The organism is Gymnodinialimonas sp. (assembly GCF_059726805.1).
Genome location: NZ_AP041059.1, coordinates 1,392,948 through 1,407,046, shown reverse-complemented (window position 1 = coordinate 1,407,046; position 14,099 = coordinate 1,392,948). Strand labels below are relative to the sequence as shown.

17 protein-coding genes are annotated in these 14,099 nt (G+C 64.9%); 6 read left to right on the top strand and 11 right to left on the bottom strand.

Features of this window, described 5'->3' with window-relative positions:
• Nucleotides 1-9: 9 nt before the first annotated feature.
• Both AC6I9R_RS07030 and AC6I9R_RS07025 read right to left on the bottom strand, forming a co-directional pair.
• A complete protein-coding gene (locus AC6I9R_RS07030; protein ID WP_461428112.1) occupies nt 10-444 on the bottom strand; it encodes a DUF1178 family protein in 435 nt (144 codons plus the stop codon).
• A 160-nt stretch (nt 445-604) separates the two neighbouring features.
• Nucleotides 605-1,096 (bottom strand): NUDIX hydrolase, encoded by a 492-nt coding sequence (locus AC6I9R_RS07025; protein ID WP_461428111.1) that lies wholly within the window; start codon nt 1,094-1,096, stop codon nt 605-607.
• A gap of 107 nt (nt 1,097-1,203) precedes the next feature.
• Between AC6I9R_RS07025 and AC6I9R_RS07020 the strand changes: the two genes are divergently transcribed.
• From AC6I9R_RS07020 to AC6I9R_RS07005, 4 genes are all read left to right on the top strand, one after another.
• Nucleotides 1,204-1,728 (top strand): glutathione peroxidase, encoded by a 525-nt coding sequence (locus AC6I9R_RS07020; protein ID WP_461428110.1) that lies wholly within the window; start codon nt 1,204-1,206, stop codon nt 1,726-1,728.
• Nucleotides 1,725-2,855: an acetoin utilization protein AcuC gene (locus tag AC6I9R_RS07015; protein WP_461428109.1), complete on the top strand. Its 1,131-nt coding sequence runs from the start codon at nt 1,725-1,727 to the stop codon at nt 2,853-2,855. Before AC6I9R_RS07020 ends, AC6I9R_RS07015 begins: the two co-directional genes overlap by 4 nt.
• A gap of 77 nt (nt 2,856-2,932) precedes the next feature.
• Complete coding sequence (gene hemP, locus AC6I9R_RS07010; protein ID WP_461428108.1) at nt 2,933-3,115, top strand: hemin uptake protein HemP; 183 nt, start codon at nt 2,933-2,935, stop codon at nt 3,113-3,115.
• A gap of 20 nt (nt 3,116-3,135) precedes the next feature.
• Nucleotides 3,136-3,426, top strand: coding sequence for a DUF1289 domain-containing protein (locus AC6I9R_RS07005; protein WP_461428107.1), 291 nt, complete (start codon nt 3,136-3,138; stop codon nt 3,424-3,426).
• Here AC6I9R_RS07005 and AC6I9R_RS07000 read toward each other — a convergent pair.
• The 7 genes from AC6I9R_RS07000 to AC6I9R_RS06970 form a co-directional block, all read right to left on the bottom strand.
• Nucleotides 3,423-3,890, bottom strand: coding sequence for a Dps family protein (locus tag AC6I9R_RS07000; protein WP_461428106.1), 468 nt, complete (start codon nt 3,888-3,890; stop codon nt 3,423-3,425). The two genes, AC6I9R_RS07005 and AC6I9R_RS07000, sit on opposite strands and share 4 nt — an antisense overlap.
• Nucleotides 3,891-3,999: 109 nt before the next feature.
• On the bottom strand, nt 4,000-4,410 hold the full coding sequence (locus AC6I9R_RS06995; RefSeq protein ID WP_461428105.1) for a hypothetical protein: 411 nt from the start codon (nt 4,408-4,410) through the stop codon (nt 4,000-4,002).
• A gap of 61 nt (nt 4,411-4,471) precedes the next feature.
• A complete protein-coding gene (locus tag AC6I9R_RS06990; RefSeq protein WP_461428104.1) occupies nt 4,472-5,041 on the bottom strand; it encodes a cobalamin biosynthesis protein CobQ in 570 nt (189 codons plus the stop codon).
• A gap of 97 nt (nt 5,042-5,138) precedes the next feature.
• A complete protein-coding gene (locus tag AC6I9R_RS06985; protein ID WP_461428103.1) occupies nt 5,139-5,504 on the bottom strand; it encodes a hypothetical protein in 366 nt (121 codons plus the stop codon).
• Between the two features lie 89 nt (nt 5,505-5,593).
• Entirely contained in the window at nt 5,594-6,097 is a 504-nt protein-coding gene (locus tag AC6I9R_RS06980; RefSeq protein ID WP_461428102.1) for an aggregation factor core, read from the bottom strand.
• 115 nt (nt 6,098-6,212) lie between these two features.
• Nucleotides 6,213-7,700, bottom strand: coding sequence for an NAD(P)(+) transhydrogenase (Re/Si-specific) subunit beta (locus AC6I9R_RS06975; RefSeq protein WP_461428101.1), 1,488 nt, complete (start codon nt 7,698-7,700; stop codon nt 6,213-6,215).
• 15 nt (nt 7,701-7,715) lie between these two features.
• Nucleotides 7,716-9,290, bottom strand: a complete 1,575-nt coding sequence (locus AC6I9R_RS06970; RefSeq protein ID WP_461428100.1) for a Re/Si-specific NAD(P)(+) transhydrogenase subunit alpha — start codon at nt 9,288-9,290, stop codon at nt 7,716-7,718.
• A gap of 190 nt (nt 9,291-9,480) precedes the next feature.
• On the opposite strand from AC6I9R_RS06970, the gene AC6I9R_RS06965 reads away from it, so the two are divergent.
• The gene (locus AC6I9R_RS06965) at nt 9,481-10,242 is read left to right on the top strand and encodes an SDR family NAD(P)-dependent oxidoreductase (protein ID WP_461428099.1); all 762 of its coding nucleotides are present in this window, start codon (nt 9,481-9,483) and stop codon (nt 10,240-10,242) included.
• Between the two features lie 151 nt (nt 10,243-10,393).
• Nucleotides 10,394-11,677: a DUF3422 family protein gene (locus AC6I9R_RS06960; RefSeq protein ID WP_461428098.1), complete on the top strand. Its 1,284-nt coding sequence runs from the start codon at nt 10,394-10,396 to the stop codon at nt 11,675-11,677.
• A 160-nt stretch (nt 11,678-11,837) separates the two neighbouring features.
• Here AC6I9R_RS06960 and AC6I9R_RS06955 read toward each other — a convergent pair whose 3' ends face one another.
• Entirely contained in the window at nt 11,838-13,472 is a 1,635-nt protein-coding gene (locus AC6I9R_RS06955) for an AMP-binding protein (protein ID WP_461428190.1), read from the bottom strand.
• Between the two features lie 34 nt (nt 13,473-13,506).
• Nucleotides 13,507-14,004, bottom strand: a complete 498-nt coding sequence (locus AC6I9R_RS06950; RefSeq protein WP_461428097.1) for a hypothetical protein — start codon at nt 14,002-14,004, stop codon at nt 13,507-13,509.
• Nucleotides 14,005-14,099 lie beyond the last annotated feature (95 nt).

Below are 14,099 nucleotides of genomic sequence, written 5' to 3'. Positions count from 1 at the left end.
CCTTGAGGCTTAGTTGGCCTTGTCCCCCGGCACGCCCGGCAAGGGCAGGATCGGCACGCCATCCTCGATCAACGCGCGCGCCTCTTCCGGGCGCGCCTGGCCATAGATCGGCTTGTCGGGCACATCGCCCACATGCATGGCGCGGGCCTCGCGGGCGAAATTGCCGCCAACATATGTCGCCGTCTTCTCCACATGGGCGCGCATCTCGCGCAGGGCGGCCTCCGCCGGGTGCGTGGGCGTTGACAGGGGCCGCTCGGGCGCGTCGGCCTCGGGCGGAGCATCCACGGTGACGCGCGGCGCCATCAGCGCTTTGGACACGTCACTTCCACCACACACCGCGCAACTCAAAAGCCCCCTCCCGGCCAGGCCATCGAAGGCCTCTGCCGATTGGAACCAGCTTTCAAAGCCGTGGCCCTCGCCACATTTCAGGGTGTATCTGATCATTGCCCCCTAGACCTATGCGAATTCCCACGCGCTTCAAGCGTTTGATTGAAAGCGTTCCGCCAAAAACCTGAGTAACAGCTTTTGGAAGAGCGCCGTGCACGGCTTGATCGTTGCACGCGCCCCGCCTTTATCCGATGTCCCAGGTAAAAGGCGGAACGCTTTACGTCAGACGTTCCGGGGTGAAGGCCACGATCAGCTGCCTCAGGTCCCGCTCCTCGATCTTGGAGGCGGCTTTTTTCAGGCTGAACCACTTGCGCTTCCGCTCGGACGCTTCGGGGTAATCCTTCGCCAACTCCCGCACCTTGATGGGGAAAACCGCCACGATCACCGGCAGATGCGCGTCCGCGCTGATCCATTTGCGATACGAATAAAGGCCCAGGCAGGTGTCATAGGCCTTGCCACGCGCGCCCGCCTCTTCCCAGACTTCCTGGGCGGCGGCCTCGGCCGGGGTCATCCCATCCATCGGCCAGCCTTTGGGGATGATCCAACGCCGCGTCTCGCGCGAGGTGACCAGAAGCACCTCCACCCGTTTGCCCGATTTGCCCTTGATCACACGAAATGGCAGGCCCGCGAACTGGGTTCGCGGGTCGCGCTTGGTATCCGCGCGAATGCGCAGGGGCCGTTGGGCATTGGGTTGCGACGTGTCAGCCATGGCGCGTATTTGCATGGGGGCCCGCGCGACGCAATCACCTGTGTCGCGCGGGCCCGGTTGACCTGTTGCGCCCGCGCGATACCTCTTGCGGATCAAAAGGATTTTCCATGGACCGTCGCCTGTTCCTGACCGCCGCCGCCGCGACCTTGGCCTCGCGCCCCTCCCTTGCGGCGTTGCCATTCACGTTCCCCTCCATCGATGGCGGAACCTATGAGCTGACGCGTTGGGGCGGGCAGCCGCTGCTGGTGGTCAATACCGCCTCGCTCTGCGGGTTCACGGACCAATACGCGGGCCTGCAAGCCCTGCACGAGGCCTACGCCGGGCGCGCCCGTGTGCTGGCCGTGCCGTCAGATGATTTCGCGCAGGAGCTTGGCAGCAACGCCGAAGTGGCAGAGTTTTGCGAGATGCACTTCGGCCTGACCCTGCCGATGACCACGATCCAGCCCGTGCGCGGGCCCCGTGCCCATCCCTTCTACCGGTGGATGGCGCGCGATCATGGCTTTGTCCCGCAGTGGAACTTCAACAAGGTGCTGCTGGATGGTTCAGGCCGCCCGGTGGCCACCTGGGGCGCGGGTCCCGATCCGATGGGCCGACGCATCCGCAACGCGATCAACGGGCTGCTCACTGCGTGACACCGCTTTTTCTGGGCTCCGAGATTTACCGCGGCTCCAGCTACGGGCACTGGCATCCCCTGCGGGTGCCGCGCGTCTCGACGGTCATGGATCTGAGCCGCGCGATGGGATGGCTGGGGGCCGATCAGTACCGCAACTCGCCCCGCGCAAAACCCGCGGCGCTTTCCGTCTGGCACACCCCTGAATACATCGCCGCGCTGCAACAGGCCGAGGCCGATCAGGCCGTCAGCGACGCCGTGCGCGCGCGCCATGGGCTCGGCACCGTGTCCAACCCCATCTACCCCGAGATGTTTCGCCGCCCCGCCACGGCGGCGGGCGCGTCGCTTCTGGCCGGAGAGCTGCTGAAGAATGGCGGCGTGATCTACCACCCCGGCGGTGGCACCCACCACGGGATGCGCGACCGCGCGGGCGGGTTTTGCTACCTCAACGATCCGGTCCTGGCGATGCTGTCGCTGCGCCGTAATGGCGCAGAGCGCATCGCCTATGTCGACATCGACGCCCACCATTGCGACGGGGTGGAGGAAGGTTTTGCAGGCGATCCCGACACGCTCCTGATCTCGATCCACGAGGATCGGCGCTGGCCCTTCACCGGCGCGCTGGAGGATGACGGCGCGACCTCGGGCGGCGTGGCCAATTGCCTCAACCTGCCGGTCCCGCGCGACTTCAATGATTCTGAGATGGCGGTGATCCGCGATGACTTGATCCTGCCCGCCGTTGCTGCATTCCGCCCCGATGCGATTGTCCTGCAATGCGGCGCCGATGCGGTGACGGAAGACCCGCTCAGCCGCCTGACCCTGTCCAACAACGCCCATTGGGCCGTTTTGCGCGCCTTGATGGCGCTGAATGCGCCACGCCTGCTGGTTCTGGGCGGCGGCGGCTATAACCCCTGGTCCGTGGGCCGGTTGTGGACGGGTGTCTGGGCCACGCTGAACGGCCACCCGGTCCCAGACCGCGTCCCCGCCCCGGCCGAGGCGGTGTTGCGCGCCTTGAAATGGGAGGGCGCGCGCGCGGGCCGCAACCCGCCCGAGCCTTGGTTCACCACCCTGCGCGATGCCCCCCGGCCCGGCCCGGTTCGCCCAGAGGTCTTGGACGGCATCAAGACGCTCACCGTGCGTGGCTTGTTCTGAGTGAAAGACTCAGGATTGACATAGGTGACTTATTTAGTCAGGTTTAAGACATCGCCCCGAACCGAAGGGAACAGACCATGACGTATCAAGCCCGAATGACCGATCCAGACCGCACCCCACCGCCCGTACGCCCCATGGCAAACCCCACCTACGACGCGCAGCGTCTGGTCGGGACCGAAGGCACCGCGACAATCGTGTTGGACGACAAGGCCTACACGCTTCGCATCACGCGCGCAGGCAAGCTGATCCTGACCAAATAGCCGCAAGACACAGGCCAGGCATGTCGAAGAAACGTCCCAGCTCCAAAGTTCCCAGCCCTTGCATCGATGTGTGCAAGTTTCGCCGCGGTGGCCATTGCATCGGTTGCTCGATGACCAAGGCGCAGAAGTCGCTGTTCAAAAACCTGAAAAAGCCCGCGCATCAGGCGGGCTTTGTCGAGATGCTGGTGGCGCAGCAGGATGTGATGGGAAAGTATTCCCATTGGTCCCCGAAGTACGCCAAGAAATGCCTGAAGAAGGGCGTGACGCCCCCGGTGCCACTGGCCCCGGACGCGCAAGCCAAGGCCTCTTAGCGCAGGTGTGAGCGCAGGATCCAGGCGAACTTTTCGTGGACCTGCCCCCGTGCAATGCACAGATCCTCCGTCAACGTATCGCCATGCTCGGACGCCAAAGCACCCGCCGCGCCGAGGGTCGCCGCCAGGGTCTCCTGCGCCTTTTGCAGGGCCGCGATCATCGTGCGGTCATCGGCGTGGCCGTCATGCTCATCCACCTTCGAGCGCGCGATCATGCCCGCAAGCGTCCCCTCTGCGTGCCCGTCGAGCGCCTTGATCCGCTCGGCCAAGTCGTCTTGGGCGACGAAGTGATCCTCATAGACCTCCTGAAAAAGCGCATGCAGGGGGCCAAAGCCCATGCCGGTCACGTTCCAATGAAAGTTCTGCGCCAGCATCGTCGTGACGGCGGTTTCCGCCACGCCTTGGTTCAGCGCCTCGCAGATGGCGGTTTGCGCATTGGGGCTAAGATCAGCAGCAGGTTGCATGGGGATCCCTTCTGAAAATGTGGATAAACATGGCTGGCAGGCCGAAGGGCCAGGCTGGCTACAGAAGTAAAGTAGAGCCTGCCCGACGATTGTCTAGAACAATTCTAAACTATTTTCGCAGCAGTTCTGCGAGGCCCAGAACCCGCGCCCCGATCTGGCGGCGAACGCAGCGCTTCAGGCGGCTGTGAAGCAGGAACGTCAGGCTGTCGGTGTCTTTCGCCGTGGCGGCGGCGAGACAGGCCAACAGCCATTTCTCATCAAAACTCAGCTGCTGCGCGCCGGGTTCAAATAGGTGCAACCCCCCAAGCGCCTCTGCGCAATCGAGGGCCTGAAGAAGCTCCAGCGTCGCGGCCTCCACCGATGGCGCGGCTTGGGCGCGGGTTGCCATCAGGTCATAGCGTGGCAGGCAGCGGCTGCGCGCCCAGTGCAGACGCAGGATCGCCAGATGCGTCAGGTCTTCCGTCGCAGCCGGCGCGGGATCAAATGCAGGATTTGGAAGACCGTGGGCAAGGAGAGGCATGGCAGATGTTCCTGAGTATATTACTCAGGTAATTCATCCGCTGCCCCTTTGCAAGGGATTGCTAGAACACAAAGGCCCAAACGTTGTTGGCCCCGGCCTCGGCCAGCAGCAGGAGCGCGAAGGCGAGCCGCCAAGGCCACGACGGCACCCGCCGCCACAGCGCCACAACAAGCAGCACGCAAAGCGCCAGCTCCAGCGGGCCGACGATGCCCGCGTAGTGGCTGCGGTCCCAATAGCTGACCGGGCTGTCGAAGACCCAATCGCTCAGCGGCCAGAAATGCGGCCGCCCGTCGCCTGCGTGAAGCGGAAAATCGAGCGCGATATGCAGAAGCGCCGCGCCGGTGAAGGCCACCAGCGGGCGCCAGCCGCGCCAAAGCGCGAGGGCCAGGATCACGCCCCACAGCAGGAACGAATTGTCGACGGCGAAGACGGCCTGCCAGGTGTCAGAATAGTAGAGCTCTCCGAACACCACACGGGCATCGGTGCCAAGGATCAGCAGGTGCCAGCCGACCATGAGATAGAGCGACAGGTCGGGGGCGAGCCCGCCGGCAAGCGCGGCAAGCAGCGTCCAACGGTACTGCGGCCGCCCAAAGGCAGCCGCGCCAAAGATCAGATGGGCAGGCGTATTCATCGCGCCACCCTGACGACTTTGACCGCTCGAGGAAAGGCCGCATCGGGCCGGGTGCGCGTGTCACCCGCCCGGGACGTTGCGCGATACAAAGGGCGGCTTAAACGAACACGAATTCAATGCCGTAGGGCTGGCTTCCGGCGTAGTCGGTGTGGACGTAGACGTAGAGCTGCCCGTTCACGGTGCGAAACTGCACGTCCTGGTAGGTGCCGTTGGTATGCGTTGTCGAGAAGAACACCGGCCCGTAAGTGATCCGCACCCGCGCCTGCTGACCGTGGCGCACGGGCAGGTAGTAGCACTGGGATTGATGCGGGTTGGCGTGACCGTGGACCGTGTGGGCATAGGCGCCGCTGGGGAAGCGGACCTGCTGGCAGCCGTGGCCTGTTGCCTGTGCAGGCAAGGGCGCGAGGGAGGCTGTGGCTGTCGTGAGCGCAAGGGCGGTGGCGGCAAGAAGGGAGCGGATCATTAGGGGCCTCATGGAAATAGGGTCGGATTGAATGGCAGAACCCTACACCCGCTGCCCCCTTTGCCAGAAGTGATTTCTTCGCGGGCGGCCTAGGACAGGCAGGCCGCGAGGGGGATGCGGGCCGTTGCATCTGCGCGGAACGGGGCGGCAAAGACCTCAGCCCCCATCTGCAGGATCGCCTGCGCGCCCGCGATCTCGGCCCCCGACACGGTGATCTGGCTGCCCTCCAGCGTGTCGTCGATGTCGATGGTGAAGGCGATCCGCGCGCCGGGGTCGAGACGGGCCACGTCGAGGCTCAACCGCTGGTCCCCGTCCGTCACCCCGGATGTGCCGGTCACCAGATCCGCGCCCGACACCAGCGTGAAGGGTTGGAACACCTCCACCCCCGCGCCCTGGGCTGTGACGTCGAAGACCAGCCCCGCGTCCGACCCCGAGAGGTCCAGCGTCAGGCGCGCGGCCTCAATTGGGCAGGACCCCGTGGCCTCAAAGATAAACCGATCCGTCGGCGCGCCCTCTTGGAACCGCACGAGCACATCGGCGGCGGCAGGCGCGCTGAGCGCTCCTATCGTCAGACAGGTGAAGATCAAACGCATGGCAGGCCCCTTCGTGTTGCTTGGCTTGTCACCTAGGCCGCAAACACCCCCGCACCACAAAAAACGCGCGCCCCGGTCCCCCGGGGCGCGCGCGTTTGCCTGACAAGCCGAAGGCTCAGTCGATCTTCGGCAGAAGCGCATCGAGCGAGGCTTTCGCATCGCCATAGAACATCCGCGTGTTGTCCTTGAAGAACAGCGGGTTCTCGATGCCGGAATACCCCGTGCCCTGCCCGCGCTTGGACACGAAGACCTGCTTGGCCTTCCAGCATTCCAGCACCGGCATGCCGGCGATGGGGCTGTTGGGGTCATCCTGGGCCGCAGGGTTCACGATGTCGTTGGAGCCGATCACGATGGCGACGTCCGTATCGGGGAAGTCCTCGTTGATCTCGTCCATCTCCAGCACGATGTCATAGGGCACCTTGGCCTCGGCCAGCAGCACGTTCATGTGGCCGGGCAAACGGCCCGCCACCGGGTGGATCGCGAAGCGGACGTTCTTTCCCTTGGCGCGCAGCTTCTTGGTCAGCTCGCTGACCGCCTGCTGCGCCTGCGCGACCGCCATGCCGTAGCCGGGAATGATGATGATGCTGTCGGCCTCATTCAGGGCCGTCGCCACGCCATCGGCGTCGATGGCAACTTGCTCGCCCTCCACAGCCATCTGCTCGCCCGTGGCGCCACCGAAGCCGCCCAGGATCACTGACACGAAGCTGCGGTTCATCGCCTTGCACATGATGTAGGAAAGGATCGCGCCCGAGGATCCGACCAGCGCGCCGACCATGATCAACAGATCATTGCCAAGCGAGAAACCGATCGCCGCCGCCGCCCAACCGGAGTAGCTGTTCAGCATCGAGACGACGACAGGCATGTCCGCGCCGCCGATGCCCATGATCAGATGGTAGCCGATGAAAAGCGCCAGAAGCGTCAGCAGGACCAGGGTCCAGCTGCCCGAGCCGCCCAGGTACATTGCCGCCAGGATCAGGGAGGCCGCAACCGCGCCCGCGTTCAACATATGCCCGCCGGGCAATTGCTTGGCCGAGGTATCTACGCGGCCTGCAAGCTTGCCATAGGCGATGACAGAGCCCGTGAAGGTCAGCGCACCGATCCAGATGCCGAGCACCAGCTCGACGCGCAGGATGCCGACTTCGACGGCGGTTTTCTTGGCCAGAAGTGCCGCGAAGGACGACATGCCGCTGGTCATCTCGTAGACGGCAGCGCTCAAGGGGCCTTCCGGTTGCGGGAACGGCATATCCGCCCCGGCAAACATGCCCGCCACACGAGACAACTCGATATCCGCGTTGAAGCCGACGAAGACGGCAGCGAGACCCACAAGCGAGTGCATGATCGCCACCAGCTCGGGCATCTGCGTCATCTGCACTTTGGTGGCCAGCTGGTAGCCGACCGCCGCACCGGCGGCGATCAGGATCAGCGACATCAGCCACAGGCCTGCGCCTGGGCCCATCAGCGTTGCGACAACCGCAATCGCCATGCCCGCGATGCCGTACCACACCGCGCGTTTCGCGCTTTCCTGCCCGGAGAGGCCCCCGAGGGACAGGATGAAAAGGACGCCTGCGACTGCGTAAGCCGCGATGGTGAAACCGAAATCCATGTGCTCAGCCTCCCTTTAAGATTTCTGGAACATGGCGAGCATGCGCCGTGTCACGAGGAAGCCGCCGAAGATATTCACCGACGCCATGAGGATACCCAGACCCGCGAGGATCGTGATCAAGATGCTGCTGGAGCCCACCTGGATCAGCGCGCCCAGGATCACGATGCTTGAGATCGCATTGGTCACCGCCATCAGCGGCGTGTGCAGCGAATGGGCGACGTTCCAGATCACCTGGAAGCCGATGAAGACCGACAGGATGAACACGATGAAGTGCTGCATGAAGGAGGCGGGCGCGATAGTGCCCACCCCCAGAACCAGCGCCGCACCGACCGCCAACAGGATCACCTGCTGTTTGGTCTGCGCCTTGAACTCGGCCACTTCCTGCGCGCGTTTTTCCTCAGCCGTCAGCTCTTTGGCGGCAGGCGCCTTGGGCTTGGCCGCGATTGCGGCCACCTTGGGCGGCGGCGGCGGGAAGGTGATTTCTTCGGCATAGACGGCGGTCGCACCGCGGATCACGTCATCCTCCATGTCGTGGTTGACCTCACCGTCCTTCTCGGGCGTCAGGTCAGCCATCATGTGGCGGATGTTTGTGGCATAAAGCGTGGAGCTTTGCGCGGCCATGCGGCTCGGGAAATCCGTGTAGCCGATGATCGTGACGCCGTTGTCGGTGACGATCTTCTCGTCCTTGACGGTCAGCTTGCAGTTGCCGCCCCGCTCTGCCGCGAGGTCCACGATAACGCTGCCCGGCTTCATCGCCGCGACCATATCTTCGGTCCACAACTCCGGCGCGTCGCGGCCCGGGATCAGGGCCGTGGTGATGACGATGTCGATGTCGGGCGCCAACTCGCGGAACTTGGCCAACTGCGCGGCGGCGAATTCGGGCGAGGACACGGCGGCATAGCCCCCGGTCGCTGCGCCGTCCTGCTGCTCTTCCTCGAAATCGAGGAAGACGAACTCTGCGCCCATCGACTCGACCTGTTCGGCCACTTCGGGGCGCACGTCAAAAGCGTAAGTGATCGCACCCAAGGACGTGGAGGTGCCGATGGCCGCCAGGCCCGCAACACCCGCACCGACAACAAGAACCTTGGCGGGCGGGACTTTACCCGCCGCCGTGATCTGACCGGTGAAGAAGCGGCCAAAGTTGTTGCCCGCCTCGATCACCGCGCGGTAGCCCGCGATATTGGCCATAGAGCTCAGCGCGTCCATCTTCTGGGCGCGAGAAATCCGTGGCACCATATCCATGGCAATGACATTGGCACCCTGCTTGCGGGCTGCCTCCATGCCCTTTTCGTTCTGACCGGGGTAGAAAAAGCTGATCAGCAACTGGCCCTGGCGCAGCTTCTTGCTTTCCGCCGTGGTGGGGGGGCGAACCTTGGCCACGATGTCGGCGGCTTTCCAAAGCGCCGCGCCGGTTTTCACAACCTCAACGCCTGCGTCCTTGTAGGCGGCGTCCGAGAACCCGGCCTGCGCGCCTGCGCCTGCCTCGATCACACAATCGTATCCAAGCTTTTGCAGCTGCAATGCCGAGTCTGGCGTCATCGCCACCCGCGCTTCACCCGCCTCAATCTCTTTCGGAGCTCCGATTTTCATCGCACTTCCCCCAGTTGGCCAGTTGTTTTCATCCCCACGGCCCGAAGGCCACCAGAGTGCCCATTACCAAGGCGTTGCGGGCGGGACAACGGGTAGACGCCCGCACCGCGTACATTTCTTGCGCATTCTTTGGTATACAGGGACACATCGTTGCGTCAGGTTGTGGGCACTCAACCAGAGGGCGCAGCAGATGGATCACACAGGACACCATGCACTCGTGACAGGGGGCGGCACGGGCATTGGTCTGGGAATTGCCCTGGGCCTCGCGGGGTTGGGCGCCAACGTCACGATCACCGGGCGCAACAAGGACCGGCTGGAGTCTGTCGCCTCCATGCACCCGCGCCTGCACCCGATGCAGATGAATGTGGCCAACGAAGGCTCGGTCCGCGACGGCATCCAGGAAGCGGCCGAGTTGCACGGCCAGATCTCGGTCTGCGTCGCCAACGCGGGCATTGCCGAGCCCGCCGCCTTCCGCAACGAAACGCTCGACCATTGGCGCACCACGCTGACGACCAACCTTGACGGTGTGTTCCTGACGTTCCAGGCAGCGCTGGCGACGCTGGAGCGGGACGCCTGGGGCCGGATGATCGCGATTTCGTCCATCGCGGGTCTGCGCGGCCTGAAAGGCGCCTCGGCCTACACCGCCTCCAAACACGGGGTGATCGGGCTCGTGCGGACGCTGTCCGAGGAATACCTGGGCTCCAACATCACCTTCAACGCCATCTGCCCGGGCTACGTGGATACGCCCATCGTGGACCGCAACGCGGCCCAGATCTCCGAAAGCCAGGACATGTCCGAGGCCGACGCGCGGGATCTACTGGCGCGTGGCAATCGCCACAAACGGCTGCTTGGCACCGACGAGGTGACGGCCACGGCGCTTTGGCTTTGTTCATCAGCGGCCCGCAGTGTGAATGGCCAGGCGATCCAGATTGCGGGCGGACAGGTGTCCTGAAGCTGCAATTTATCGCGCTAATTCCGGTGCTTGGCCGGTTCGGTATACAATTGCACCCCAGCAACCCTCTAAAATCATTGAATTTTCCGGGTTTACATGGGCGCAGATGCCACTACATCTGCGCTAACGCACCAAGGGGACGCCGCGCGCCATGCCGCTGAAAGATCATCCGCTCCGCTACCAGCTTGCCAATGAACTGCACGCCCGCCCGTTCCCCACCCTCGTCAGCCCGGGACAGGCCGTCTATCTGGCGATCAAGCAGCCGGTCGCCTCTGCCAAGCGCGACCGGGATCAGGACCGCGACCACTTGCTGGCGCTTCTGGACCGGTTCGGCGCGCAGCACCCCAGCCCCGACGCAACCCATTATTTCGCCAAGCTCGGGCGCTTTCACCTGAAATGGGAAAGCCATACCGAGTTCGTGACCTATACGGCGTTCATGGAGAATTCGGTGGACCGCCCCTTCGATCCCGCCGCCTGGGACGTCTTTCCAGAGGATTGGTTGGATGATGGGCCGGGCGTGCGGATCACCTCGGCCCATATCCGCTTTGCCGATGCCTCAGATTTCAAGGGCGAGATCGCCGATCAGCTGAACGAATGGTTCGTCCCGGAAAGCCTGGCCGCGTCGCACGTCATCGACAAGACCGCCATCGTCGCCGGAGATTTCCGCATCGACAGCGCCGGGCACATGCGGTTTGCCGTCTTCACCAATGAAAACACCGGCAACCGGCGCATCGGGCGGATCGTGCAGCGGATTTGCGAGATCGAGACCTATAAGGCCATGTCGATGTTGGGCCTGCCCCGCGCACGCGCCATCTCGCAACGGATGGGAGAGATCGACGCGCAACTCTCCAGCCTGATCAGTGACCTGACGGGCGATCTGGCCAAGCCCGACGAGACGCTGAATGCGCTTCTGGGGGCGGCGGCGGAATTGGAGCAATTGCAGACCGAAAGCTCCTTCCGCTTCGGGGCGACGCGCGCCTATGAGGCGCTGGTGAACCAGCGCATTGAGGTATTGCGCGAAGAGCGGTTCCAGGGCCGCCAGACCTTTGGCGAGTTCATGATGCGCCGGTTTGATCCGGCCATGCGCACGGTCAAGGCGACGGAGCGGCGGCTGCAAAGCATGACCGACCGCGCGATCCGCGCCGGGGATCTGCTGCGCACCCGGGTCGATGTGGACCGCTCGGCCCAGAACCAGCAGTTGCTGGAATCGATGGACGCGCGGTCCGATCTTCAGCTGCGGTTGCAGAAGACCGTTGAGGGCCTATCGATTGTGGCGATCAGTTATTACGCCGTGTCCCTGGTGGGGTATTTGCTGGCACCCCTGGCCGAGCCCCTCGGGGTCGAGAGCCGCATTCTAACGGCACTGGCTGTCGTGCCGGTGGTCACCGTCGTGTGGCTGGCGTTGCGCGCGATCCGGCGCTCCATCGAGAAGTAGGGGTTTCGCCGACGGTGTCGGCGACAGCGCTGGGGGCTGGACCCTCGGACGGCGGCTCGAACTGGCACCGTCCAGACCACGACTCACGCTGGGGGGCCAGCCCCCCAGACCCCCCGGGATATTTACGGAACGGGGAAATGGGGGCTGTGGTGCTTGGTGGCTAGCGGAGGGCGCGGCGGAGGATTTTGCCGGTGGTGGTCATCGGCAGGCTTTCGGCGAGGATGATCTGGCGCGGCACCATATGGGCGGAGGCTTTGGTGCGGACGAGGGTTTTGAGGGTGTCTTCGATGTTGGAGGGATCGGCGCCGGGGCGCAGGACCACGTGGGCGACGATGGCTTGCGTGCGGAGCGGATCGGGCACCCCGACCACGGCGGCGAGGGTGACGTCGGGGTGGGTGCAGAGCGCCTGCTCGATCTCGACCGGGCCGATGCGGTAGCCTGCCGAGGTGATGACATCGTCATCGCGGGCGTGGAAAATGAACTGATCGTCCGGCGTTTGCGTGGCGAGATCGCCGGTGCGCAGCCATCCGTTGCGGATCTTGTTGGCTGTGGCCTCGGGCTTGTTCCAATAGCGCAGCATCATCACCGGATCGGGGGCTTTGACGCAGATCTCGCCCACCTCGCCTTGCGCGACCGGTCTGTCGCCTGGACCTAGAAGGGCGACGTCGTGGCCGGGGACGGGCAGGCCCATCGCGCCGGAGGCGCGTTCAATAAATTGGTCTTCGCCAGAGGCGCGTTTCATAAATAGGTCTTCGCCGGAGGTGCGTTCCGTAAATGGGTCTTCGCCGAGGTGGCGTTGCGTCGGTCCATCGCAGGCGGCGATCACCAGGTTGGCTTCGGTCTGGCCGTAGAACTCATTGATCGGGCAGCCGAGCGTGGTGCGGCCCCAGTCCAGAAGGTCGGGCCCGAGCGCCTCTCCGCCGGAGCCGATGGCGCGCAGGCGCAGGTCGTGCGGGGGGCGAACGTGCTGCATCATGCGCAGGGCCGTGGGCGGCAGGAAGCTGTTCGTGACCCCCTCCCGCGCCATCAGGGCGAAGGCGGCGTCCGGTTCGAACTTGGCAAAGCGGTGCGAGATCAGCGGGACGCCGTAGAAAAGGCAGGGCAGCGCCATGTCCATCAACCCACCAATCCACGCCCAATCCGCCGGGGTCCAGCCCACGTCGCCTGCCTGCGGGAAGCCGCCCTGGGACAGTTCCATGCACGGCAGATGGCCGTAAAGGAAGCGGTGCGCGTGCAGCACGCCCTTGGGATCGCCCGTGGTGCCGGAGGTGTAGATCATCACCGCCGGATCATCGGCGTCGGTGCCGGCCCTGCGGAAATTCCGGGGCGCCTGCACCATCGCCTCATCGAGCGACATCTCTGCCCCGCGTTTCCGCGTCGACAAGATCACGGGCGCGTCCGAGACCGCGCGCAATTTGTCCTCCACCGCGCCGTCGACAGTCACCGCCTTGGCCCCGCTGTCGGCCAGGCGGTAACGCAGGGCGTCCTCGCCGAACAAGGTAAACAGCGGCAGCGACACCGCCCCCAGCTTGTGCGCCGCCAGATGCGCCACCAAAACCCGCGGGTTTTGCGCCATCAGGATCGCCACCCGGTCGCCCCGCCCCACGCCGCGCGACGCCAGAACGGCGGCGAGACTTTCAGAGGCGGCTTGCAGCTGCCCGTAGGTCCAGACCTCATCGGGCGGGCCGATGTGGCGCACGGCGACCCTGTCGGGTTCGGCCCGGGCCCACCGATCACAGCAGACCTCGGCGATGTTGAGCTGCGAAGGAATATCCCAGGCGAACCCCGCGCGCATCTGCGCCCAGGGGCCGAACTTGGGGATCAGCCGATCACTCGGCAATCACTGTTACCGTGGGCAACGACGTCAGGCTCAACCCCAACGCCTGAAACGCCGCCAGCGACAGGCGGGAGCCTGATCCCCGCTCGCCGCCCGAGGGCCGCCCGGTGACCTCAACGGTGGTGCCATTGGGGGCCACGACGGTGACCACACGCTCTCGGTCCACCAGGGGCGTCTCGATCCAGAGGCCGGGCTGGGTCGCATCCCCCAGGCTCGCGACGGTAAACCCGCGCACGGAATCGCCCGTCGCGGTGTCGCCCGCCGCTACGGCAGCGGCGCGGGTTTCACTGTCTGCAGGCGCAATGTCTTCGGCCGCGGCCTCTCCGGTGACCGCTTCGGTGATCACCTCGCCCGACGCTTCCACGGGCGCGTCACGGCCAAAGCCGCTTCCGGGGCCATTGCCGCTTAACAAGCCCCCAAACCCGCCAATCCCGCCGTTGGCGCAGCCTGCCAGGGCTAGCACCGCCAAAATCGAAACCGCTCGTGTCATTCTCGCACCTCTCAACACGTTTTGCGCCAGCCTAGGCCCCCACCCATCCGTGATCAACTGCTGGCTTGCGCGGCCCCCGGCGGCCTCCTACTGTC

Coding starts and splice junctions, on each gene's coding strand:
- AC6I9R_RS07000 (WP_461428106.1), bottom strand. CDS start 3,890: ATGCAACCTGCTGCTGATCTTAGCCCCAATGCGCAAACCGCCATCTGC.
- AC6I9R_RS06950 (WP_461428097.1), bottom strand. CDS start 14,004: ATGACACGAGCGGTTTCGATTTTGGCGGTGCTAGCCCTGGCAGGCTGC.
- AC6I9R_RS06960 (WP_461428098.1), top strand. CDS start 10,394: ATGCCGCTGAAAGATCATCCGCTCCGCTACCAGCTTGCCAATGAACTG.
- hemP (WP_461428108.1), top strand. CDS start 2,933: ATGACGTATCAAGCCCGAATGACCGATCCAGACCGCACCCCACCGCCC.
- AC6I9R_RS07020 (WP_461428110.1), top strand. CDS start 1,204: ATGGACCGTCGCCTGTTCCTGACCGCCGCCGCCGCGACCTTGGCCTCG.
- AC6I9R_RS06990 (WP_461428104.1), bottom strand. CDS start 5,041: ATGAATACGCCTGCCCATCTGATCTTTGGCGCGGCTGCCTTTGGGCGG.
- AC6I9R_RS06985 (WP_461428103.1), bottom strand. CDS start 5,504: ATGATCCGCTCCCTTCTTGCCGCCACCGCCCTTGCGCTCACGACAGCC.
- AC6I9R_RS06955 (WP_461428190.1), bottom strand. CDS start 13,472: ATGCGCGCGGGGTTCGCCTGGGATATTCCTTCGCAGCTCAACATCGCC.
- AC6I9R_RS06965 (WP_461428099.1), top strand. CDS start 9,481: ATGGATCACACAGGACACCATGCACTCGTGACAGGGGGCGGCACGGGC.
- AC6I9R_RS07025 (WP_461428111.1), bottom strand. CDS start 1,096: ATGGCTGACACGTCGCAACCCAATGCCCAACGGCCCCTGCGCATTCGC.
- AC6I9R_RS07030 (WP_461428112.1), bottom strand. CDS start 444: ATGATCAGATACACCCTGAAATGTGGCGAGGGCCACGGCTTTGAAAGC.
- AC6I9R_RS06995 (WP_461428105.1), bottom strand. CDS start 4,410: ATGCCTCTCCTTGCCCACGGTCTTCCAAATCCTGCATTTGATCCCGCG.
- AC6I9R_RS06980 (WP_461428102.1), bottom strand. CDS start 6,097: ATGCGTTTGATCTTCACCTGTCTGACGATAGGAGCGCTCAGCGCGCCT.
- AC6I9R_RS06970 (WP_461428100.1), bottom strand. CDS start 9,290: ATGAAAATCGGAGCTCCGAAAGAGATTGAGGCGGGTGAAGCGCGGGTG.
- AC6I9R_RS07005 (WP_461428107.1), top strand. CDS start 3,136: ATGTCGAAGAAACGTCCCAGCTCCAAAGTTCCCAGCCCTTGCATCGAT.
- AC6I9R_RS06975 (WP_461428101.1), bottom strand. CDS start 7,700: ATGGATTTCGGTTTCACCATCGCGGCTTACGCAGTCGCAGGCGTCCTT.